The 22,534-nt window shown below is 71.6% G+C and carries 18 protein-coding genes; 17 read left to right on the forward strand and 1 reads right to left on the reverse strand.

All coding sequences use genetic code 11. The features are described from left to right. Positions 1-108 precede the first annotated feature (108 nt). Positions 109-690 (forward strand): hypothetical protein, encoded by a 582-nt coding sequence (locus ACZ6ZN_RS18110; RefSeq protein WP_469647303.1) that lies wholly within the window; start codon positions 109-111, stop codon positions 688-690. Between the two features lie 42 nt (positions 691-732). Here the strand turns inward: ACZ6ZN_RS18110 and ACZ6ZN_RS18115 are convergent, their stop codons facing one another. Beyond that, positions 733-2,250 carry an alpha/beta hydrolase gene (locus ACZ6ZN_RS18115; RefSeq protein WP_469647305.1) on the reverse strand — a complete coding sequence of 506 codons (1,518 nt, stop codon included), beginning with the start codon at positions 2,248-2,250 and terminating at the stop codon, positions 733-735. 122 nt (positions 2,251-2,372) lie between these two features. Here ACZ6ZN_RS18115 and ACZ6ZN_RS18120 point away from each other — a divergent pair, with 122 nt between their 5' ends. From ACZ6ZN_RS18120 to ACZ6ZN_RS18195, 16 genes are all read left to right on the forward strand, one after another. Beyond that, complete coding sequence (locus ACZ6ZN_RS18120) at positions 2,373-3,311, forward strand: helix-turn-helix domain-containing protein (RefSeq protein WP_469647308.1); 939 nt, start codon at positions 2,373-2,375, stop codon at positions 3,309-3,311. 603 nt (positions 3,312-3,914) lie between these two features. Beyond that, complete coding sequence (locus ACZ6ZN_RS18125; protein ID WP_469647309.1) at positions 3,915-4,877, forward strand: ParB/RepB/Spo0J family partition protein; 963 nt, start codon at positions 3,915-3,917, stop codon at positions 4,875-4,877. A gap of 419 nt (positions 4,878-5,296) precedes the next feature. After that, complete coding sequence (locus ACZ6ZN_RS18130) at positions 5,297-6,568, forward strand: TrpB-like pyridoxal phosphate-dependent enzyme (protein ID WP_451879801.1); 1,272 nt, start codon at positions 5,297-5,299, stop codon at positions 6,566-6,568. A 53-nt stretch (positions 6,569-6,621) separates the two neighbouring features. After that, positions 6,622-7,656, forward strand: coding sequence for a BtrH N-terminal domain-containing protein (locus ACZ6ZN_RS18135; protein WP_469647312.1), 1,035 nt, complete (start codon positions 6,622-6,624; stop codon positions 7,654-7,656). A gap of 11 nt (positions 7,657-7,667) precedes the next feature. Then, complete coding sequence (locus tag ACZ6ZN_RS18140) at positions 7,668-9,725, forward strand: molybdopterin-containing oxidoreductase family protein (RefSeq protein ID WP_469647315.1); 2,058 nt, start codon at positions 7,668-7,670, stop codon at positions 9,723-9,725. After that, on the forward strand, positions 9,718-10,407 hold the full coding sequence (locus ACZ6ZN_RS18145; protein WP_398108037.1) for a class I SAM-dependent methyltransferase: 690 nt from the start codon (positions 9,718-9,720) through the stop codon (positions 10,405-10,407). Before ACZ6ZN_RS18140 ends, ACZ6ZN_RS18145 begins: the two co-directional genes overlap by 8 nt. Beyond that, the gene (locus ACZ6ZN_RS18150) at positions 10,404-11,081 is read left to right on the forward strand and encodes a hypothetical protein (protein ID WP_469647317.1); all 678 of its coding nucleotides are present in this window, start codon (positions 10,404-10,406) and stop codon (positions 11,079-11,081) included. The genes ACZ6ZN_RS18145 and ACZ6ZN_RS18150 overlap by 4 nt, the downstream gene beginning before the upstream one ends. After that, positions 11,068-12,054, forward strand: coding sequence for a BtrH N-terminal domain-containing protein (locus ACZ6ZN_RS18155; RefSeq protein ID WP_469647320.1), 987 nt, complete (start codon positions 11,068-11,070; stop codon positions 12,052-12,054). Before ACZ6ZN_RS18150 ends, ACZ6ZN_RS18155 begins: the two co-directional genes overlap by 14 nt. After that, positions 12,051-13,430, forward strand: a complete 1,380-nt coding sequence (locus tag ACZ6ZN_RS18160; RefSeq protein ID WP_469647321.1) for a phenylacetate--CoA ligase family protein — start codon at positions 12,051-12,053, stop codon at positions 13,428-13,430. The genes ACZ6ZN_RS18155 and ACZ6ZN_RS18160 overlap by 4 nt, the downstream gene beginning before the upstream one ends. Further along, on the forward strand, positions 13,420-13,668 hold the full coding sequence (locus ACZ6ZN_RS18165) for a ferredoxin (protein ID WP_391836229.1): 249 nt from the start codon (positions 13,420-13,422) through the stop codon (positions 13,666-13,668). Before ACZ6ZN_RS18160 ends, ACZ6ZN_RS18165 begins: the two co-directional genes overlap by 11 nt. 7 nt (positions 13,669-13,675) lie before the next feature. Next, the gene (locus ACZ6ZN_RS18170; protein ID WP_398108033.1) at positions 13,676-15,145 is read left to right on the forward strand and encodes a hypothetical protein; all 1,470 of its coding nucleotides are present in this window, start codon (positions 13,676-13,678) and stop codon (positions 15,143-15,145) included. An 11-nt stretch (positions 15,146-15,156) separates the two neighbouring features. After that, positions 15,157-16,659, forward strand: coding sequence for a 4-hydroxyphenylacetate 3-hydroxylase N-terminal domain-containing protein (locus ACZ6ZN_RS18175; protein ID WP_469647325.1), 1,503 nt, complete (start codon positions 15,157-15,159; stop codon positions 16,657-16,659). Then, a complete protein-coding gene (locus ACZ6ZN_RS18180; RefSeq protein ID WP_469647327.1) occupies positions 16,656-19,691 on the forward strand; it encodes a flavin reductase in 3,036 nt (1,011 codons plus the stop codon). The genes ACZ6ZN_RS18175 and ACZ6ZN_RS18180 overlap by 4 nt, the downstream gene beginning before the upstream one ends. Then, positions 19,688-20,740, forward strand: coding sequence for an AMP-binding protein (locus tag ACZ6ZN_RS18185; RefSeq protein ID WP_469647330.1), 1,053 nt, complete (start codon positions 19,688-19,690; stop codon positions 20,738-20,740). The genes ACZ6ZN_RS18180 and ACZ6ZN_RS18185 overlap by 4 nt, the downstream gene beginning before the upstream one ends. A 69-nt stretch (positions 20,741-20,809) precedes the next feature. After that, positions 20,810-21,748 (forward strand): carbon-nitrogen hydrolase family protein, encoded by a 939-nt coding sequence (locus ACZ6ZN_RS18190; protein WP_398108029.1) that lies wholly within the window; start codon positions 20,810-20,812, stop codon positions 21,746-21,748. Further along, the gene (locus ACZ6ZN_RS18195) at positions 21,745-22,533 is read left to right on the forward strand and encodes a carbon-nitrogen hydrolase family protein (protein WP_469647333.1); all 789 of its coding nucleotides are present in this window, start codon (positions 21,745-21,747) and stop codon (positions 22,531-22,533) included. The genes ACZ6ZN_RS18190 and ACZ6ZN_RS18195 overlap by 4 nt, the downstream gene beginning before the upstream one ends. Position 22,534 lies beyond the last annotated feature (1 nt).

Below are 22,534 nucleotides of genomic sequence, written 5' to 3' on the forward strand. Positions count from 1 at the left end.
AACGTTCGGTCTTGACAGGAGAGCGCGGGTGGGCCTTGGATGGGCCGTGCCGTGAGGGAGACCGAACGTTCTCCCTCACCCCATCCCGTCGAGCAGGAAGAAGCCGCTATGGCCAGCTCCGTCGCCCCTCCCGCCCCCACCCCCGCCCCGGCCGCCGCCTCTGGGGCGCTGCGCCGGCTGTACGTCGTGCGCTTCGCGTTCGCCGTCGTCTGGGCCGCTCTGCTGTTCACCACCACGCACACCCTCGGCACCCTGGGCGCGACGCTGCTGGTGGTCTATCCGCTGTTCGACGTCGCCTGCGCCGTCGTCGACCTCAGGTCCGCGAGGGCCGGCCGCGGACCCGTGCGCGGCCTGTACGTCAACGTCGCCCTGAGCACCCTGACCGCCGGGGTCCTGGCCGCGGCGGTCGCCTCCGGCATCCCGGCGGTGCTGCGCGTCTGGGGTGTGTGGGCGATCACCGCCGGCCTCGTCCAGCTGGTCGTCGGCGTCCTGCGGCGCGGCATGGGAGGACAGTGGCCGATGATCGCCAGCGGTGCCCTCTCCACCCTGGCCGGAGCCTCCTTCGTCGGCCAGGCGGGACAGGACGGCACCTCGCTGGCATCCCTGGCGGGCTACGCCTTCCTCGGCGGTGTCTTCTTCCTCGTCTCCGCGCTCCGGCTGGGGCGCACCGGCCCCGCCGCGCGCCCCTGAGACGGCTGCCGTCCAGGAGCGGCACGGAGGAGGCCCCTCGCGTCAGCTCTCCAGGTGCCTGATCACCGAGCGCATCGCACGGAGCAGGGCCGGGCGGGTCTCCTCGGGCGGGTCGAGCGTCTCGAAGCCGTGATGGCCGCGGGGCACGTCGACCAGTTCCAACGCCGCGCCGCTCTTCTCGGCCGCGGTCACGAACGCCTCGACGGTGACGGCGATCTCGGGGGTCTCCAGCCCGGCCCGCAGCAGGACGAGGGGCAGACCGCCCGTATGGGCGACGGCCCGGACCGGATGGAAACGGCTGTCCGTGAGCCCCCAGTTGGGCAGGGGTGCGAGCACCGGGTAGGAAGCGGCCAGGCAGCGCAGCCAGGCCGGCGGGCCGGCCAGCCAGTCCGCGGTGAGCAGGCCCCCGCCGGAGAAGAACCACAGCGCGATCCGCTCGGGGTCCACCCGGGGATCGGCCCGGACCAGTTCGACCGCGGCCGCGACGTCCCCGGCGGCGCGCTCGTAGTCGGCGACGTCGTGCAGGCGGTGGTCGAGGGTCACCCCCACGACGCCCTCGGCGGCCGCCAGCCGGGCGTGGCCCACCAGGGTGGGCCAGTCCCGGGGAGTGGGCCGGACCCCGGCGGGGACCGGGCCGCCGTGGACGAAGACCACTGCCGGACGCGGTGCGCCGCCTGAGGGAACGTACAGATCGACCTGCCCCCGGCGGTCCCGCACCACCTCGGGAACGTCGACCGGGAACGGACGCTGATGGGCGGGTGGCGACTGCGCGCCGGGCGGGAGCAGGCGGCGCCCCTCGCCGGCCGCCGCGCGCAGCAGGACGTCCGCCAGATCGGCGGGGCACGACAGCATCGGCCAGTGCCCGGTGTGCATCTCGAAGAAGCCGATGTGCGGCCCGGCCAGCGCCACCAGCGCGGGGTCGCCGAGATCGACGAGCCGTTGCACCAGGTCGACGCTGACGCCGTTGCCGGTGCACAGCACCCCGGTGACCGGTACCGCGGCCACCGCCCCGCTCAACCGCAACGGCTGGAGCAGCGTGCCCAGGGGCTGCGGTGCCGCGAGGGCGGACAACCGGTCCAGTGCCGCGTCGGGCACTCCTGCGGTGCTGCCCCAGCGCTGCCACTCCTCACCGGTCGGCGGCGCCAGTACCTCGTCCGCCGCGGTGCGCCGGTCGCGCTCGGCGAGCTGCGCGCGCAGTGTGCGGTCGGGTACCGCGGCCAGCGCCGGAACACCGTTCTGCGCCATGCCGCAGTCCAGGTACACGATCCGCGCGATGCGCGCGGCCCGCCGGTCGGCGGCCCCGAGGGCGGGGTGGATCCCGTAGTCGTGACCGACGAGCACGATCTCCTCGCCGGCGTCCACCGCGTCGACCACCGCCAGCACATCCGCGATGTGTGTCTCCAGGTCCGTCCGGACCGACGGGTCGGCGGGCCGGGCCGCGTCGAGCCCCGTCAGGGCCACCGGGAGTGCCTCACTGCCGGCCGCGGCCAACCGGGCGGCCGTCTCCTGCCACACGTGTGTCCCCGTGAACACACCCGCCACCATGATGAACACCGTCATGGGTCTCTCCTCCCCATTCACTGCCTGCCGCGCCTCGCGCACACCGGCCACGAGGCCGGGGCGTGGGCCCGCTCCGTGCGCCGGTACCGTAGGAACTCCCCCTGAGGGAGGTTCAACCGGTCATGTCCGACGAGCAGTTCTGGAGCATCGGCGAGCTCGCGGAGCGCGCGGGCGTCACCGTGAAGACCGTCCGCTTCTACTCCGACCGGGGCCTGCTCCCCGAGTCCGCCCGCAGCGGCGGCGGGCACCGGCGCTACGGGCCCGAGGCGCTGGAGCGGCTGAGGCTGATCCGGTCCCTGCGCGCGCTGGACCTGTCGGTGCCGCAGGTGCGGCGGGTCGTCGAGGACGCGGGCGGGGCGGGCCGCGTCCTGGAGGAGGCGGTCGCGAGCCGACTGCGCGAGCTGGGCAGTGAGTTGACGGCGATGCGCTGGCGTGAGGCGGCCCTGCGGCTGGTGGCGGAGTGCCCGGCCGCGGAGCGGTCCGAACGGCTGCGGATCCTGGGCGCGGTGAGCACCCCGCCGAGCACGGCGCCACTGGTCCGCTTCTGGCGCGGCTGGCTGCCGCCGCGCATGCCGGCCCGCGTGACGGCGGCGTTCCTGGAGGTGGCCGTCCCCCAGCCGCCCGACGACCCGACCCCCGACCAGGTGCTCGCCTTCGCCCGGCTGCACGCGATGACGACGTCTCCCTGCCCGTCCAGCCGTCGGCCCCAGCCGGACGTGCACCGGGTGGCCGGAGCCGGCGGCGCCTGTCTCCTCTACGCCGGACTCATCGAGGCGTTCGACCTCGCGGCCCCGCAGGTGCGCCACGACCGTGCCCCGCACGCGGGCGAGGCACTCGACGCCTATGTCGCGGCGTACGCGCGTGCCTACGGCAGCCGGGACTCACGGGAGTTCCGGCGGCTGCTGGCGGCGCGGCTCGCCACCGAGCCGCGCCTGGACCGGTACTGGGAGCTGACGGCCGTCCTGCGCACACCGCCGTCCGGGCTGCCCGAGCCGACCCCGGGCACCGCGGACGACTGGCTGCGCGGAGCGCTGGAGCTGGACAACGCCGCGGCGGCGTGAACAGCCGCTGCGCCGGAGCAACTTCTCCGGGGCGGGTATGTCACTACCTGCTCTACGGCCGCCCACGGGCCGCGTTTTTCCCGTGCTGTGCATGCACACCGGCCAAGCAAAACAGACCATTTGGTCCAGACAACCGGGACGGATCATGCGCCGAGCAGCGAAGACATGACCCGTGCCTGCTCGGGGAGCGGATCATTCCGGCAGGAGGCCCCCCTTTGCACGGCCGGAGCGGCCCATTCGGCGATCACGGAGTGCATGAACATTCCAACTGGCCCGTGTGAACGGACTCTTGCGTGGCATCGATCCTGCTGGCAGGGTTCGAGGTCATTCGGCATTGCGTCGCGGGGGAGACTCGATGTTGCTCGCCTTTCCGATGGCTCATGACAGCCCTTTCCCTCCTCGGGTGTTCGCTGGGGAGGGAGAGTGAGGGACCACGTCTCGGCTGCCACGCAGCAGCCGATGCAGCAGCATTTAAGTCGTTCAGAATTGTACTTCAGTGGCCTCTTATCGGAGATCACGCGCGTACCGATATGCAGCATTGTGGTCGCGGGTTCCCTTCGGACCACGGGAGAGGACCCACGGCACATCAGCATGCTCGCCGAGGTGTGTTCCGAACTGCCGCCGATCGTGATCCACCGGACGACCATGACGGTCATCGACGGTGTGCACCGGCTCCGGGCGGCGGAGAAGAGCGGCGCCTCGCACATCAGCGCCGTGCTCTTCAACGGTGACGAGCGCCAGGCCTTCGTCCTGGCGGTCAAGCTGAACAGCAATCACGGACTGCCTCTGTCGCTGGCCGACCGCAAGGCCGCGGCCCTCCACATGCTGGCCGACTTCCCCGAGTGGTCCAACCGGCGGCTGGCGAGCGTGGCCGGGCTGTCGGACAAGACGATCGCGGCGCTGAGGCGGGGGTCGGGTGCGGATTTTCCGCACCCGACCCCCGTGCGGCTGGGCCGTGACGGGGTGGCCTACCCGCTGGCTGCGGGCGAGGGCCGAAGTCGCGCCCTGGGGTACCTCGCCGAGAACCCCGGCGCGACCGCGCGCGAGGTGGCGCGGGCCGCGGGCATCTCGCTCACCACGGCCAAGGACGCCCGGCGGCGCGCACGCGAAGCCCAGGACGGCGAGATACGGGCCGGGGAGGCGGAACCCCGGGACGAGCGGCACCCGCAGGGCGAGGTACGGGCCGGCAAGGCGCAACCCCTGGGCGAAGGACGATCGCAGGCCGAGGTACAGGCCGGGGAGGCGCCGGCCCGGGACAAAGGGGCCGGCCACGGCCCCGCGCTCGCGGAGCGCCCCCGGGCGCATCCGCCGTGCGCGGACGTGTCGTCGGCGGTCAGGCGCCTGCGGGCCGATCCCTCGCTCCGGTTCACCGAGGTCGGTCGCAAGCTGCTGCGGACCCTGGATCCCTCGGCCACCCAGCCGCACGACTTCGCCGCGATGGCGAGCAGTCTGCCGATCCACTGCGCGCCACTGATCGCGGAACTGGCGCGGCACCACGCCGAGAGCTGGCGGCTCCTGGCCGATTCATTGACGGAACGGATCAATTCCCGGGACACTGGCGCATAAGTGCCGGACCTGTCCGGCACAGCACCCTCGCCGGCGCCCCGGATCGATGACGGCTCTCGAATCGGCCGTGACGGAGCCGGTGCATTTCCCGGTCTTCTCGGATCTTCCGCTGCTTTTCGATGGACCCTTGCCCTTTCCCGCCAAGCGGGCCGATGATTGTCGACGGGATGATTCCGGAATCTGCAGTACCGCCCTGTGAATGACGCCTCGGCGAGGGTGAATTCAGGTGCGCGATGGTTGAATTTCCATCTCACGTTCACATGGTTGCGCGGCCCGATGCCGCTACGTACGCTGACTTCCACGAATTTCCGGAGCGGGGGAGCGGGGGGAATGTGACTTCGTACAGCCCAGGCCGATCGGGGCATGCGGAAACGCCTGATGATCGACCCGCAGTTCCCGGCGACCGTTCCTTACCGGGGATGCCCACCCAGTGGTACAACTTCCTGCCGGATCTGCCCGGCCCGCTGCCCGAGGTCAGGGACTCCGGAAGTCCTACCGCCGCGGAGATATCCGCGCGGATCCGGCCCCGGGCCCTCATCGAACAGAATGCCCCCGGTGAGCAATGGGTCACGATTCCGGAACCCGTCGCGGAACGGCTCGTGCAGTGCGGCCGGCCCACACCGCTGCACCGGGCACACCGTCTGGAGAAGCATCTCGGCACGGGCGCGAGGATCTACCTGAAGCGTGAGGACGTCCTCCCCAGCGGCAGTTTCAAGCTGAACACCGCGATAGCGCAGGCCTACTACGCGGCCGAGGAAGGGCGGACCACCCTCGTCACCGAGACGGGGGCGGGCCAGTGGGGGATGAGTGTCGCCCTCGCGGCGCAGATGTTCGGTCTGCGGGCCGAGATCCACATGGTGAAGTGCTCGCTGGAGCAGAAGCCCTACCGGCGTCACTACATGGAACTGCTGGGCGCCGAGGTGCGGCCCTCGCCGTCGCCCCACACAGCGGTCGGACGGAAGATCCTCGCGGACAACCCCGAGCATCCGGGCAGCCTCGGCACCGCCATCAGCGACGCCATCGAGCACGCGCTGGACAACCCCTCAGCCGCGTATCTCGCCGGCAGCGGGATGCCGCACGTGTACCTGCACCAGACCCTGCTCGGGCTCGAAGTCGCCCGGCAGCTCAGGGACGTCCACGGCGAGGAACTGGGCGTGGACGGGCGCGGCGACCACCTCGTCGCGTGCTCGGGCGGCGGCAGCAACCTCTGCGGCCTCATCGGTCCCCATCTGCGGGCCAGGGCCGAGGGAGCGGACCTCCACTTCCTCGCCGCCGAATCCACGGCGGCGCCCCGGCTCACCCAGGGTGTCTACGCGTACGCCCGCACCGACCTCGGCGGCTTCACACCCGAGGTGCTCGGCTACACCATGGGAGAAAGCTTCATCCCACCGCCCACGCACGTCGGCGGCCTGCGCAACCACCACAGCTCCGCCCTGGTCAGCCTGCTGCGGCACAAGGGCGTGCTGGACGCCGTCGCCTTCGACCAGCGGACCGCACTGGAGGCCGGACGGCTGCTGCTGCGGACCGAAGGCCTGCTCCTCGCCCCCGAAGCCGGACACGCGGTCGCCGCGGCCCTGGACGTCGTGGCCAAGGCCGACGCCGAGCACCTCCGGCCGGTCATCGTGATCCTGGCCAGCGGCTCCGGCTTCCTGGACCTGCGCGGATACGACGACGTCCTGCTCGACGCATAGCCGGACCCCTCCACCTGCACGGCGTTCTCCGCACCCTGCGATTGGGAAGCCACATGCGCTTGGCGACATTTCAGCCCCAGCACGGCGTTCACTGCGAGACGACCACCCTGCGCAACATGCTCCACCACGCCGGCGTCGGTGTGTCCGAAGCCATGCTGTTCGGGCTCGGCCAGGGGATCGACTTCCAGTACTGGGACGCCCCCGCGCCCGGACGCGTCCCGCCGATGCTGACCGGCCGGATCGAGCCCGTGCAGGTGTCCCGTAACGCCTGCTCGGCCCTGGGCGTGGAGCTGCGCGAGTCCCGGGCGCCCGACGCCGACACGGCGCACGCCGTCGCCAGGGATCTGCTGGAGTCCGGCCACGTCGTGGGGGTGTCCGTCGACATCTTCCACCTCGACTACTTCACCTCCCGCAGCCACTTCGCCGCGCACCACATCGCGCTGTACGGACTCGACGACACCCTCGCGCACGTCGTCGACACCGAACAGCAGGGCGGGGCCCGGTCGCTTCCGACGCGATCACTGCGCCGCGCCCGCGCCTCCGACGAGGGCTTCATGCCGTCGCCCCACCTGTACCTGTACGTCGAGCAGGTTCCGGAGCGGCTCATCACCGACCCCGCAGCGGTGCTGCGCGAGCAGATCTGGAAGGCACTCCGGCTGACCGCGGAACGGATGACCGAACGTCGCGGACCGCGCCACGGTGTTCCCGCACTGCGCCGCGCCGCCGCGGAGGTCGCCGGATGGCACGAGACCCTCACCTCCCCCGAGGAGACCGTGCCGGGCGTCGGACGCTTCTGGCGCTACGCCGGGACCGGAGGAGCCAACTTCCGCACCCTCTACCGCGCGTTCCTGCAAGAGGCCCGGCAGGTGTGCGGCGACGACGAACTCGCGCCGTTCGCCGAGGGGTTCGGTGACGTCGAGCGGCAATGGGACCGGGCGATCGAGATGCTGATGGCCTACCCCGGTGCGCACGGGCCCCGGCAGCTGCACGAGGTCGCGGCCCTGCTGGAGGCCATCGCCGACGCCGAACAGGCCCTCTTCGAGGGGCTTGCGGTGGCGGCGGCGAAGCGGGCAGGTGAACCGGTGTGACGGTCACCCGTGTGACATCCGTCTGCCGCATGTGCCACGGCGGATGCGGCGCCGTCGTGGAACTCGTGGACGGAGTGCCCACCGACATCCACGGCGACCCCGACAACCCCACCAGCGAGGGCTACTTCTGCATCAAGGGCAAGGCGTCACTGGACCTGCTGAAGAGCCCGGACCGGCTGACGACACCACTGGTACGGACCGGCCCCCGCGGCGCGGGGACGTTCGAACCGGTCGACTGGGACACCGCCCTCGACCGCATCGCCGCCGAACTCACCGCCACCATCGACCGGCACGGGCCCGAGTCCGTCGTCCTCGGCCAGGGGACCGACCGCAACTACCAGGAGTGGGTGTTCCGGCTCGCCAACGCGATCGGCACACCCAACGTCGTCGGTCCGGCACACGTGTGCTTCTATCCGCGCGTCATGGCCTCGATCATGACCTACGGCGCCTTCACCTTCTGCGACTACGACGGCGACCCCGAGGTCATCCTGCTGTGGGGCAGCAACAAACCGAACACCCACTCCGACGGCGTGATCGGCATCAAGTTCCTGCGCGCGGTGGAACGCGGCAGCCGCGTCATCGCCGTCGATCCCCGGCGGACCCCGACCGCGGCCCGGGCCGGCCTCCACCTGGCCGTCCGGCCGGGCACCGACTGCGCCCTCGCCCTCGGCATGATCAGGATCGTCATCGACGAGGGCTGGTACGACCACGACTTCGTCGCCGCGCACACCTCCGGTTTCGACGAACTCGCCGCGCACGTCGAGGCGTACGACGTCGACCGGGTCGCAGGCATCACCGGGCTGGCGCCCGGGCTCATCCGCGAGGCGACCCGCTCCTACGCCCGCGCCTCCCGAGCCTGCATCGAGGCCGGCACCGGGCTGTCGCAGAACGAGAACTCCTTCGACACCCACCGCGCCCTCGCGCTGCTCGCCGCGATCTGCGGCAACATCGACGCCCCCGGCGGCGACGTGATCTGGGAGCCGATGCCCATCGAGGGCCGGCGGGCCTTCCCCCGCTCCGACCTGCTGCCCGAGGAACAGGCCAGGAAGCGGATCGGCGGCGACACGCACAAGATCCTGTCGATGTCCGGCTGGGTCGCGCCGGGAGACCTGCACCGGGCCGTCCTGACCGGGTCGCCGTACCCGGTCACCTCCCTGCTGGTCTTCGGCAGCAACATCCTGGCCTCGCACGAGAACACCGAACTGGTCCGCGCCGCCCTCGGCAAGCTGGACCTGGTCGTCGTGTGCGACCTGTTCATGACCCCCACCGCCCGGTACGCCGACATCGTCCTGCCGGCCTCCAGCTGGCTGGAGCGGGACCAGGTCGTCGAGTTCAACTCCTACATCGCGGCCCGGCGCAAGATCGCCACGGTCGAAGGGTGCCGCTCGGACGAGGAGATCATTCTCGCGCTGGCCGAACGGCTGGGTCTGAGCGAACACTTCTACCCCTCCGTCGAAGCCGCTCTCGACGCCAAACTCGCCGGACTCGACCTCACCTGGCAGCAGTTCACGAAGATCGGATACCTCCGCAACGAGAAGCGGTACCGCAAGTACCGCGACGGCGGCTTCCGCACCCGGTCCGGGCGCGTGAACCTGATGCACCCCGGGCTGCGGGCCATGGGGTACGAGCCGTTCCCCGTCCACCGGCACGCCCCGCGGGCGGACCCGGCCCTGCCGTACGTGATGACCAGCGCACATCCGCGCCAGTTCTACAACACCGAGTTCCACCAGCTGCCGACCACCTCACGCGGCCAGAGCTCGGCGCGGGTGACCGTCCACCCGGACACCGCCCGGCGCGAAGGGCTGGCGGACGGCGAGGAGGTGGAACTGTTCAGCCGGGCCGGTGCGCCCGGGGTGCTCATGACGGTCAAGATCTCCGACGCCGTCGCACCCGACGTCGTGGTGGCGGACGCCGGCTGGTGGTATCCGGACGAGCCCTCGATCGACCAGTCACTCAGATCATCGGTCAATCTCCTGACGACCGACGACCGTTCCGACGTGCACATGGGGAGCGCCACGATGAGAGGTGTAGCAGTGGGCATACGGCGGCCGGGGCAGGACCGTGGCTAGCGCGCGGGGCACCGTGGCGGCCCGGGTGCCGGAGACCGACGAGGGCCTCCAGGGCGACGAACTGGCCCTCAAGTACGACGAGATGCAGCGCCACATCCGGGACAACGGCTGGCTCCGGGAAAAGATCGACGACATCCTGGCGGCGGGAATCGACTCCGGCGAGGTACTGGAACTGGGATGCGGCCCCGGCTACCTGGGTCTGGAGTGGCTCACCCGCGCGGACGACTCCGCCCGGCTCGTCGGCCTCGACATCTCACCGGCGATGCTGCGCCGGGCGCGCACCAACGCCGACGGGTACGGCGTCGCGGGACGCTGCGCCTACGAGTGCGGCACGGTCCTGGCCCTGCCGTTCGAGGACGACCGCTTCGACCACGTCGTCAGCGCCTCCTCGCTGCACGAGTGGGCGGATCCGGTGACCGCCCTGGCGGAGCTGCACCGGGTGCTCAAGCCGGGCGGCCGCTACTGCGTCTCCGACCTGCGCCGGGACGTCGACCGCACGACGTTCCAGTTCATGAAGGCGAACATCGCGGCCGACATGCGCCCGGGCTTTCGCACCTCCATCCGGTCCTCGTACGTCAAGAGCGAGATCGAGGAGCTGCTGGAGGGCACCGCGCTCGGCACGGCCGTCGTGACGGAAGTGCAGATGGGGATCGTCATCACGGGCAGGAAGGAAGCGCCATGAACGCACTCGCGGGAAGTTCGCCGGCCATCACCGCCACGCGCGAAGGCCGCTTTCCCGACCGCGCCGGCTTCGACCGGTCCTGGGAGGAGATCCTCCGGACGTCGAGCAGGTGGCGGGACCTCGACTGCGGCCGGTACCTGTCGGCCTGGTGCGGATACGCGCCGGACCACGTCGTCGAGAAGCTCGCCGGGGTCAACCACGTCGGCATCTACATGGGCGACTACGACGACGACGAGCAGGTCTTCGACTGGAACGCCTACCTGAACGAGCACCGGGCCTCCGGCCTCGTCACCACCGTCGAGATGGGCCCGTCGTACATCTCGCCCCGCCAGTACGGCACGCCGGGATGGTGGAACTCGATCGCGCTCGCCGACGGGCGCGTCATCGAGATGTTCGCCTGCCGCCGGTTCGGCCCCTGGGCGGAACGCCCCGCCGGTGAACGCGGGAGGCTCATGTCGCACGTCGCCATCGACGTGCACACCGACGACGACGTGCGCTACCTCCTGGACGTCCTCGACCGGGACGTCGACCACCTGGAGAACATCGCGTTCACCGAGGCCGACGAACTGGGCCACACCTACGGGCACCTGCGCAACAACGACAGCGGCTCCGTGCTCGAGATCGTCTTCGAGGCGCCGCGCGACGGGACGGGGCACGGCGATGGCGGTCATTGAGATCTCCCCGTACTCCGGCGAGCACTGCGAGTCCACCGCGCTGCTCAACATGCTGCGCAACCACGACATCGAGCTGAGCGAGCCGCTGATCTTCGGCCTCGGGCAGGGCCTGTCGTTCCTGTACTGGCACTCCAAGCAGATGCCCAGCCCGTTCCTCGCCGGCCGGGTCAAACCCGACCACCTCATGCGCAACGTGGCCGACGCGCTCTGCCTCGAACTGCGCACACAGGAGACGGCCTCCTCGGCGAAGGCCGAGGCCACGCTCGTCCAGGCCCTCGACGAGGGCGACGTGGTGGGACTCAAGCTCGACCGCTACCACCTCGACTACGCGCGGGAGAACCACCACTTCGCCGCGCACTACCTCGCCTGCATCGGCTACGAGGACGACCGGTTCGTCGTCGTCGAGACCCGGTCGCTGGGCGTCCGGTCGACCTCCCGGGAGAGCCTCGCCCGGGCCAGGGCCGCCAAGGGGCCGATGTCCTCGCGCAACCTGTCGGTGCGGGTGGACCCGCGCGGCTACGACGAGTCGGTCCTCCCCAAGGCCTGCCAGGCCTCGATCCTGGCCACCGCACGGGAGTTCCTGGCCCCGCCGATCACCAACATGGGCTTCAAGGGCATCGCCAAGGCCGGCTCGCTGATGCGGGGATGGCACGACCGGCTCGACCGTCCCGTCGAGGCGATGGCCGCCGTCGGCACCAGCATGGAGGAGGGCGGAACCGGGGGTGGGCTCTTCCGCACCCTGTGGGCGCAGTTCCTGGAGGAGGCGCACGAACTGACCGGCGTCGCGGCCTACGACGACCTGGCCGTCGAGTACCGCCGCATCGCCCGGCGCTGGACGGAGGTCGCGAACCTGCTCCGCGAGACCGACGACGTCGGCGCCCGGCAGGCCCTCGACGAGGCGGCGTCCCTCGTGGCCGGCCTGGCGGCCGAGGAGCGGACGGCCATGGCGCGGCTGGAGGAGGCCTCCCGATGACCACGCTCGCCCGGCCGGCCGGCCACGACCCGCGCACCAGGCTGCGCGACACCCTCGCCTCCCGCCTCGACATCGCCCGGAAGGTCGCCGCGGTCACCGCACTGGACCGTGCGGCACTCGACACCTGGGCGGCTCGGGCACGCGCGGCGACCGTGGAGCACGCCTGCCGCAACTCACCGTTCTACGCCGCCTTCGTCCCCGCCGACATCGCCCGGGCGGCGGCGCAGGGCCGCCCGGGCGCCTTCGAGACCCTCCCCTTCACCCGGCGTGGGCACCTCTCCGCCGCCTACCCGCTGGGCATGCTGGCGGTGCCGCGGCGCGAGGTGATCCGCTTCGACGAGAGCTCCGGCACCGGCGACGGGCGCCCGATCGCGGCGTTCTTCACGATGGCGGACTGGCTGGAGAACAACCTCACCGTCGCCGGGCTGCTGTCCACCGTGCTCGACGAGCGGGACGTCGCGGCCATCGCGGTCCCGTACGAACTGGCCGGAGTGGGCCAGGACCTCGACCGGGCGATCGAGATCCTCGGCTGCACGATCGTGCCCCTCGGCGCGGCCTCACCCTCCTGCACACCCGACCGCATGGTCGACGCCCTCCAGCGCTCGGGCGCCACGACCCTGGTGTGCTCCGGCACGCGCGCCCTCTTCCTCGGTGAGATCGCCCGCCGCCGCGGCATCGACCCGCGGGTCGACCTGGGGGTCTCGAAGATCCTCATGGCGGGCGAGGGCGCGTCGCCCGCCAAGAAGCGGCGGCTCGCCGACCAGTGGGGCGCCGTCGCGTACTCCATGTTCGGCATGACCGAGACCAACACGCTCGCCATGTTCTGCCGCGAGCGGGAACTGCACCTGGTCGAGACGCGGACGTACTTCGAGGTGGTCGACCCGGAGTCCGGCCGGCGGCTGCCGGACGGCTCCGTCGGGGAGCTGGCCGTGACCACGCTGGCGAGCCGGGCCATGCCGCTGCTGCGCTACCGCACCGGCGACGTGTGCCGGATCGAGGCGGCGCCCTGCGCGTGCGGCTCCCCGCTGCGCCGGTTGCAGCACCGCGGCCGCATGGGCGACCGGATCCCCGTCGGTGACCGCTGGACGTCCCAGCTGGAGATCGAGGACATCGTCCTGGGCGCCATGACCACCGGGCCCTACTACTTCGCCTTCGACGTCGACGGCGACGAGCTGCGGATCGCCCTGCCGCCCTCCAGTGCCGACGACGCGACCCGGGCAGCCGTGGCGGCCGGGGTCCGTGCCCGTCTCGGCGCGTCCACCCGCTTCGGCCCGCTGGACACCGAGCGGTTCGAGACGGCCCTGCGGACCTCGGCCAAACCGACGATGCGCAACTTCAGTGCCTACGGGGGAGGAGGAGCCGCCGGTGCGAGTTGAACTGCCGCTTCCCACACGCGTCCCGATCGACGGGCGTTTCGAGATCGACGACACCTGCATCGACTGCAAGCTCTGCAACGACCTGGCGCCCGACAACTTCGACGCGGACCTCGACAACGACGTGCACTACGTGTGCAAACAGCCCGACACACCCGACGAACTCGAACGGGTCCTCGACGCCTTCGACTCATGTCCCACCGAATCGATCCGGTACTCAGCGGCACCCAGCGAGGAGTGATGGCGCAATGGCAAGCCTGGACGATCCGGTGACAGCCGACATGTGCCCCGCCGGACGGAGGACGACCGAACTCGGCCCGGTGGCCGAGAGCTACGACCAGCTGCACCGCATCGACCTGCTGGGCGAGGCACGGGCCGCACGGGGGGTGCCGGAGGGCACCTACGACTCGACGGTGTGCGCCGTCCTGCAGGCGTCGGAGGTGTGTCTGCTCAACCTCGCCCGGCTGGCGGGCAGGACGCAGGCGTGCCTGCTGGCCGACGACATCCCGGCCGCCTCCCGGTACGTGCAGTGGGCCGTCGGCTTCCACCGGCTGCTGCGCCGGCTCGGCACCGTGGTGTTCGACGTCCGCAGCGTGTTCGGGGCCGGCGCGGCGGCGGGGCCGGCGGCCGTGAGCATCTCCGAGTCCGCCGGCTACGCGGCCTACGTCGAATCCCTGCGGGGACTGGAGGACGTCGCCAAGGGCACGCTGCTGGCCGGTGCGCCCGAGCTGACCCGCACCACCATCGCCACCAGGAGCATCGACGACTCGCTGTACCGCGTGCTGCACGGCATCCGGACCGCGTGCCACGACGCGACCAAGTGGGAGAGCGACCTCACCGCGGTCCCCGTCGGGGTGAGCCGGAGCACCGACGAGCTGATCTCCGCCGAGACGCTGGCCCGCGCCGTCGCCGCGACGGAACTGGACCCGGGCACCCTGCACGGCGAGTTCGTCGCCCTGCACCAGGTCCCGGAGATCCTGTGCGCCGAGGCGAACGACCATCTGGAGGTCGCGATCAGGGCGATCCGCGCCCAGGCCCTGAGCCGGGCTGCGCAGCACCTGACGGCCTGCCGGGAACTGCTCGACCCGGTGGTCGAGGCACAACGGGTGATGGCCGAACACCTGGCGACGGGGGAGTACCACGGCTTCCGCACCAACCTGGGCCCCGCGAGCGGCACCCACTCGCTGTCGATCAAACAGCACATGTTCCGGGACCTGTTCAAACACCTGTGGAACGACCTGGGGGCATGGCTCGACTCGCTCGGCGGGTCCACGCTCGAGGAGACCCTCCGGGACATCGACGCGCGCCGCCACGACGACCCGGAGGCATGGCTGCGGCACACCGTGGTCGACCAGGCGTTCAAACTGCACACCGCCCACCAGCAGTGGCGGCACGAGCACCTGCACATGCCCCGCAACTGCCTGGGCAGCGGCGGCACCAAGTCCATGATCGGCATTCCGGACGGCCCCCAGGCCGTCTACAAGATGCGGGACGCGGCCAACGCCCAGCACGCGCTGGCCACGATCCACCGGGCACGCCGCACGCCCCTGACCAACGCCGTGCCGGACTCGCCCCTGGCCAAGCTGATCACGGACCCCAGCTCCCTCGACTCCGAGCTGATGCGGGTCGTGGGCGAGGCGACACGCGAGTACTTCCCGCAGGTGCAGGAGCAGAGCTACCAGCCCTTCCGGTCGGGTGCGGCCGAGCGGAACCCGTAGGAGCGCGGACGGTGACCACCACAGGACCCACGGCCTCTGACAGCGTCATGCCCACCGACGAGACGGCCTCCGCGCCGGGTCCCCTCACCGGGGCCTGGCGGGGAGCCGAGTACATCGCCAGCCTCAAGGACGAACGGGAGGTCTGGAGCGACGGGCGCCGGATCGACGTGACCGGCGATCCGGGCTTCACTCCCATGCTCCACACGCTGGCCGGCCTGTACGACGCCCAGCACCTGCCCGGCCGGGCGGACGAGATGCTGTACCGGTCGGAGACGTCCGGGAACCCCGTCAGCCTGTCGTACCTGGCGCCGGCCGACCGGGAGGGACTCGGCCGCAAGTGGGCCAACTCCCACCGGTGGGCCGAGGCCTCCTACGGGCAGCTGTCCCGGATCCCCGACTTCATGTCGAACGTCGTGGTCGGCCTGTACGACTTCCGGTTCGAACTGGCCAAGGTGGACCCCGAGTTCGGGCGCAACGCGGAGAACTTCTACCACCGCTGCCGGGAGGGCGACCTCACCCTCACGCACGGCCTGGGCGACCCGCAGATCGACCGCTCCTCCACCCCCGCCGACCGGCCCGAGCTGGGCCTGCGGGTGGTGCGGCGCGGCGCCGACGGCATCGTCGTACGGGGCGCCAAGCAGATCGCCACGCTCGCGCCGTACGCCCACGAGGTGCTCATCTACCTCTCGCCCGCCAACTACCTGCGCGACGACCCCCGTTACGTCTGCTGGTTCGCCGCACCCCTGGCCAGTCCCGGCCTGCGCGTCCTGTGCCGCTCGTCCTACGCGGACGGCTCCGGCGGCCTCTCGGCCCGCTACGACGAGCAGGACGCCATGCTGGTGTTCGACGACGTGTTCGTCCCGATGGACCGGGTGTTCCTGCTCGACGACTCCCCGACGGCCGTCCGGGGCTTCGGCGAGCTGAACAAGTGGTCCCTCTACACCGGCCAGGTGCGCTACTACCACCGGCTGCGCACCATGCTCGGGGTCGCCTCACTGCTGGCGCAGGCGATCGGCGTCGACACGTTCCGGCAGGTCACCGACCTGCTCGGGGAACTCACCTCGTACGTGGAGATCGTCCGGCTCGGCCTGGCCGCCGTCGACGCCGAGAGCCGTCCCACCGCCTCGGGACTGCTCGCCCCCGGCTCCACGGCCGCGCTCGACGCCGTCGCCGGCCGCTTCTCCACCCGCGCCTCGGAGATCATCCGGCAGATCGGGGCCTCGGGCCTGATCATGCAGCCCTCGGAGGCCGATCTGGGGACAACCGGGCTGCGGGCGGTGCTGGACACCTACATGTGCGGACGCGACATGGGCGTGGACGAGAAGTCGCGGATCTTCCGGCTCGCCGCCGACCTGGCTGTCGACCGGTTCGGCATGCGCCAGGAGCTGTACGAGACCTGGAACCGCGGCGACCCCGCCCGGGTCCGCTCGATGCTCTACACCCGCTATCCCGACCTGCGGCGCTGCGAGGGCCGGGCCCGCGACCTGGCCGAAGGGCGGAACGACATCACATGAGTCTCGACAGCATCCGGCTCGAGGGAGTCACCACCCACAACCTCAAGTCGGTCGACGTCTCCTTCCCCAAGGGGAAACTGGTCGTCGCCGCGGGCGTGTCCGGATCGGGCAAGTCGTCCCTGGTCATCGACACCCTCTTCGAGCACTCCAAGACGCTCTACCTGGGGGCCCTGTCCAGCAAGTCCCTCGACATGGGCGACGGCGACTACCACTTCGACCGGATCGCGGGGACGCAGCCGCCGGTGGCCCTGCGCCAGCGCGACGGCGGCACGTCCAACCCCCGTTCGACCGTGGGCACGCTCACCGGACTCGACGGCCTGTACCGGCTGCTGTTCGGCGCCGGCTCGCGCCCGGTCTGCCCGGCCTGTCTCGGCCCGACCGGCGCGGACCTGTTCTGCGACGACTGCGGCTGCTTCGCCGAACCGCACTCCGCCAAGCACTTCAGCCCCAACCGCAAGGAGGGCAAGTGCCTCCAGTGCGACGGCATCGGCGAACTCGTCGGCTTCTCCCTGGACCGGATCGTCCCGGACCGGTCGAAGACCCTCACCGAGATCTGGGACGGGGCCGACCCCGGCACCTTCGCCGTCCCCAACGTGCGCAAGGCCTTCGAGGCGATGGCCGCGGACATCGGCCTCGACCTCGACGTGCCGTTCGAGAAGCTTAGCCCGGAGCAGACCGAGCGGGTACTGCACGGCTCGGACACCGTCTACACGCTCAAGATCCGCAAGGTCACCAACGACGTCCGCTTCGAGGGCATCCTGGGATTCCTGGAGCGGGCGTACCGCAACGCGTCGTCCGCCGCCCGCAAGAACGCCTTCACCAACTACCTCGGGCGGGAGGTGTGCCCGGCGTGCCACGGCGGCAGGCTGCGCCCGGAATCGCTCAGGGCGACGGTGGCCGGCCACACCTTCCCCGACTTCCAGAGCGACGAGCTGTCCCGCTCGATCGCCCGGCTGCGCGCCGGACTCGCCTCCGGCGCGGTACCGGCCCAGGTCCGCGAACTGGCCGCCGCGATCGTCAAGCAGAGCACCGACATCGAGGACGTCGGCCTGGGACACCTGCAACTGCGGCGGCCGGTGACCACCCTCTCCGGCGGCGAACTGCAACGGCTGCTGCTCGCCCAGCACCTGGCCAGCGACCTGACCGGCGTCATGTACGTCCTGGACGAGCCGACCGCCGGTCTGCACGAGGCCGACACCGGCAGGATCCTCGACTCGCTGCGGCGGCTGCGCGACCTCGGCAACACCGTCATCGTCATAGAGCACGACGAGTCGGTGATCCGTGCCGCCGACTGGATCGTCGAACTCGGGCCCGGCGCCGGATCCCGCGGCGGTGAGATCGTCTTCGAGGGCCGCTACGCCGACCTGCTGAGGTGCGCCGCCTCCCCGACGGCGGCCGCTCTGGCCTCGGACGGGCCGGCCCGCACCACGACGGACCTGTCGGGAGCGCCGTGGCTGGAGGTTCGGGGCATCACCCGCAACAACGTGCTCGACCAGACGGCCAGGTTCCCGCTCGGCGCACTCACGTGCGTCTCCGGGGTGTCCGGCGCGGGCAAGAGCTCGCTGGTGGCCGGCATCCACACCGCCGTCTCCCGGGCCCTCGCCCACCGGTCGGCCGGCGCGGCGGAGGAGAACCCGGGCATCGAGGGCGCCGAGGCCCTGGACGACGTCATCCACGTCGAGCAGCGGCCGATCGGCCGCTCCAGCCGGAGCACCCTCGTCACCTACATCGGCATCAGCGACCACATCCGCGACGCCTTCGCCGCCAGCGCCGAAGCGGTGGAATGCGGCCTCGGACGCGGTGAGTTCAGCCCGAACGTGGCCGGCGGGCGGTGCGAGTCGTGCAAGGGACTCGGGCTGGCCGAGATCGAGATGACCCTGTTCAAGAGCGAGTTCATCGTCTGCCCCGAGTGCGAGGGCCGCCGCTTCCAGGAACACGTCCTCGGCGTGCGGCTGGACGGGAAGAACATCCACGACGTGCTCTCGATGACCGTCGAGGACGCCCTCGCCTGGTTCGACGCCGAGCACAGTCCCAAGGTCGTCCAGGCGCTCGGCGTCCTCAGCGAGTTCGGCCTGGGCTACCTGCAACTCGGCTGCTCGACCACCACCCTCTCCGGGGGCGAGGCGCAGCGGCTCAACCTGGCGGGCGAACTGCTCAAGCAGCGCCGCAGCCGCACGCTGTTCATCTTCGACGAGCCGACCCGCGGTCTGCACACCGCCGACATCCGCCATCTGCTGGCGCTCTTCGAGCGGCTGATCTCCAGCGGCAACACGATCGTCGTCATCGAGCACAACGTGAAGGTGATCGCCCTGGCCGACTGGGTCATCGACCTCGGCCCCGGTGCCGGCCGCGAGGGCGGCCGTGTGGTGCACAGCGGGACGCCCGGCGAACTCGCCGCCGACCCGGACAGCGTGACCGGCCGGTTCGTGCGCCGGCTGCGCGGCGAGGGCGCCGCGGCGACGCCGGCGCCCGTGACCGAGCAGGAACCGCGGGTCGGCGCGCCACCGGACCTCGGGGTGCTCGGCGAACTCCTGCCCCGGGCCGTCACGGTGGTCGCCGGCACGACCCGGCAGTCCGAACGGCAGGGGCCGACACCCTACGGCCTGGTCATCGGCTCGCTCACCGTCGTCTCGGACGAACTCGCCCTGATCGGCTTCCTGGTGCGCTCGGGCAGCACCAGCTGGAACGCCATCGCGGACACCGGCCGCTTCTGCGTCAACATCCTCGGCGAGGACCAGCACGCCGTCTCCGAGGCCTTCTCGCAGGGCAGGCCGGACAGCCGCTTCGACGCCCTGGCCTGGACGCCCTCGGCCAACGGCTGCCCGCGGCTGTCCGACGCGCTCGGCACCATCGACTGCAGCCTGAAGTCGTCCTACCGGATCGGCGACCACGAGTTCGTGCTGGCGACGGTCGTCAGCGCCGACATGGAGACCGGCACCGGACGCCGGCCCCTGCTGCGGCCCGCACGGGGCGACAGCGCTCTCGACGACTACGGGTGGCGCCGGTTCGCCCGGGAAGCGGAGGCCCGGTGACGACGGCCGCGTCCCTCACGACGCACTACGAGCAGTTCCTGGACCTCCTCGACCGCGACGCCGGCGACCCGCTCAGTCCCCCCGCCGCGGCGGACGGCCGGGCCGCCGTCCGGGCCCGCTACGGCGAACGGGTCGACGCCTCCGGCGGATCGCAGCCGATCCTGCTGACCCGCGACGAGTGGATCCACCACCAGATCGACCTCACGCTGGCGCTGGGCCGGCTGCTCACCGAGGACGACGTCGTGGTCTCGGCGGTGCCGTACGAACTGTCGTTCATCGGTGCCGAGGTGGACCGTGTGGTCGAGATGGTCGGCGCCTCGGTGATCAGCGTGGGGACCAGCGGCACCATCTGCCCGATGGGCCGTCTGCTCGGGCTGATCGAGCAGTACGGCGTGACGGCCCTGGTGTGCTCCCCGCGTTTCGCCGCGGAGCTGGCGGGCCTCGCGGTGTCGCTCGGGAAGCGTCCGGCGGACTCGACGGTGCGGACGATCGTCTGCGTGGGGGAGCCCTGCTCCGCCGAGCGCCTCGAGCGCATCGGCGCCACCTGGGCGGCGCGGACCTCCGCCCTCTACGGCACACCGTCGGCCCCGACCGTCGCCGTGACCTGCGCGGAGGGCGCCCTGCACCTGTGCGACCACCGGCTGCGGGCGCAGGTGCGCGGCGGACGGCGCGGTGAACTGCTCCTGGACGGCGCCCCGACGGGCGAGGCCGTCGAGCTGCGGCCGGCGGACCACCGCTGCGCCTGCGGCTCGGCCAGCCCCGTCCTGGTGCCGCTCGGCAGCGTGGCCTCGGCGGTCCGCGGACCGGACGGGCTGGTCACGGCGCTGGACGTGGAACGGATCGTGTTCGGGCACCGGCGGCTCGCACCGCACTTCGCCTGTGACCTCCGGGACGGCACCTTCCACGTGACCTGCGCCGTGGCCGACCCCCGCGCCGTCGACCCGGACGCGATGCGACGGGCCGTCCGCGGCGGCATCCACGAGGCGCTCGGAGTCGAGGCCGAGGTCACCGTCGTCGCCGCACAGGACTGGAGTACCGCCACGTCATGACCCGCACCCGGTCGCGGCAGGCAGCCGCCGCGGCCGATCCACCGGTGGCATCCCGAGGAGACAAGACGCATGAGGGTAGCGGTAGTACAGACCCAGTGGGTCGACGATCACGAGGACGGCCTGCGCAACGCCTACCAGGCGATCGAGGACGTCTGCGGTGCCGGCGGCATCGACCTGGTGTGCTTTCCCGAGTTCCTGCTCGGCCCGCCGTGGTACATGCCGGGGCAGGACGGGCGCAGGGGGCTGACCGACACCCCCATTCCGGGGCCGGTCGTCGACGGGTTCCAGTCCCTGGCCCGCAAGCTCGACACACACATCCTGCTCGGTTCCCTCGTCGAGGACATGCAGGACGGCATGTACCGCAACACGTCCCTGCTGATCGGCCGGCAGGGCGTCATCACCGGGCGCGCGGTCAAGGCACACGCCTTCGGCAACGAGATGGTGGTGTGCCGCCAGACCGACTCCCTCGGGGTCCTGTCGACCGAGTTCGGGCAGATCGGCATCGCCGTGTGCTCGGACTTCTGGATCCCCGAGGTCGTCCGGATGCTGGCGCTCGCCGGGGCACGGACGGTCTTCGTGCCCGGCGGCACACTCGGGCAGAACCAGCCGCTCATGGTGAACGCCCTGCGCACGGCGGCCTACCTGAACGACGTCAACATCGTCTACGCCAGCTCCGTCGGCGTCGTGCGCGGCAGGCGCGGGGACCGGCTCGTGGAGATCCACTTCGCCGGCACCAGTCTGGTGGCCGGTCCGCAGGGTGTGATCGCGCAGGCCGGCAGCGACGAGCCGGAGACCCTCGTCGTCGACATCGAGGAGCCGGCGGCCGGCGACGGCCGCCGCTGGCAGCACCTGCGCAGGCCCGAGGCGTACCGGGCGCTGCTGACCCCGTACGTCGGAGCGGACCGGGACCTGGCGGCCGAACTGCGGGCGTCCCTGACCGGGGGCGGCGGCCCGCAGCGGGGCGGGCCCGTCACCGCGACCAGCACACAGGAGGGGACCCGTTCGTGACCATCTTCGTAGCGCAGCACGCCCGCCGGGCCACACCGGAGGCGACGGCCTCCGCCGTACTCGACGATCTGGACGGCCGGGTGACCGACCAGGCGACGTTCGTCGTCCTGCCCGAGAACGTCTTCACCACCGGCGACGACGTCCGGGCGCTGCCCCCGGCGCTGCGCGAGCGGTGCCTGGACCGGCTGTCGGCACTGGCACGCACCCGCGGCACCTACGTGCTCACCGGCTCCTGGCCTGAGGAGGGGCCCGGCGGCGACCTGGTGCAGGTGGCCCGGCTGCTGGATCCGGACGGATCGGAATGCGCCCGACTCGAACGACCCGTCCTCGCCGACGGGACGACCGGCACCGGCGACGACTTCCCGGTCGTCGAGACGCCCTTCGGCCGGGTCGGGTTGCTCCTGGGCCCGGACTTCTGGCTCATCGAACCGCCCCGCATCGCCTGCCTCACCGGCGCCGAACTGCTGCTGGTGGCCGGCTCGCTCGACGGCACGCAGCAGGAGTCGCAGCGGGCCGCGGTGTGGGGCATCGCGACCCTCAACACCGTCGCCGTCGCCTTCGCCGGGTCGCTGAGCGAACGGTGCGGCGGAGGCAGTGCCGTGGCGGTGCCCGAGGGGTTCCTCACCGAGGCGGGCACCGGCGAGGACGTCGTCGAGGCGCCCTGGGACGTGGCGAGGATCCGGCGTTTGCGCGAACCCGACCTGCGGTTCCAGCAGACCCTCTGGTTCGGGCTGTGGGCGCGGCGCACCGAGCTGTACACGGACCTGACGGCGCGGGTGAGTTGAG

Source organism: Streptomyces sp. NPDC053665 (assembly GCF_055585285.1).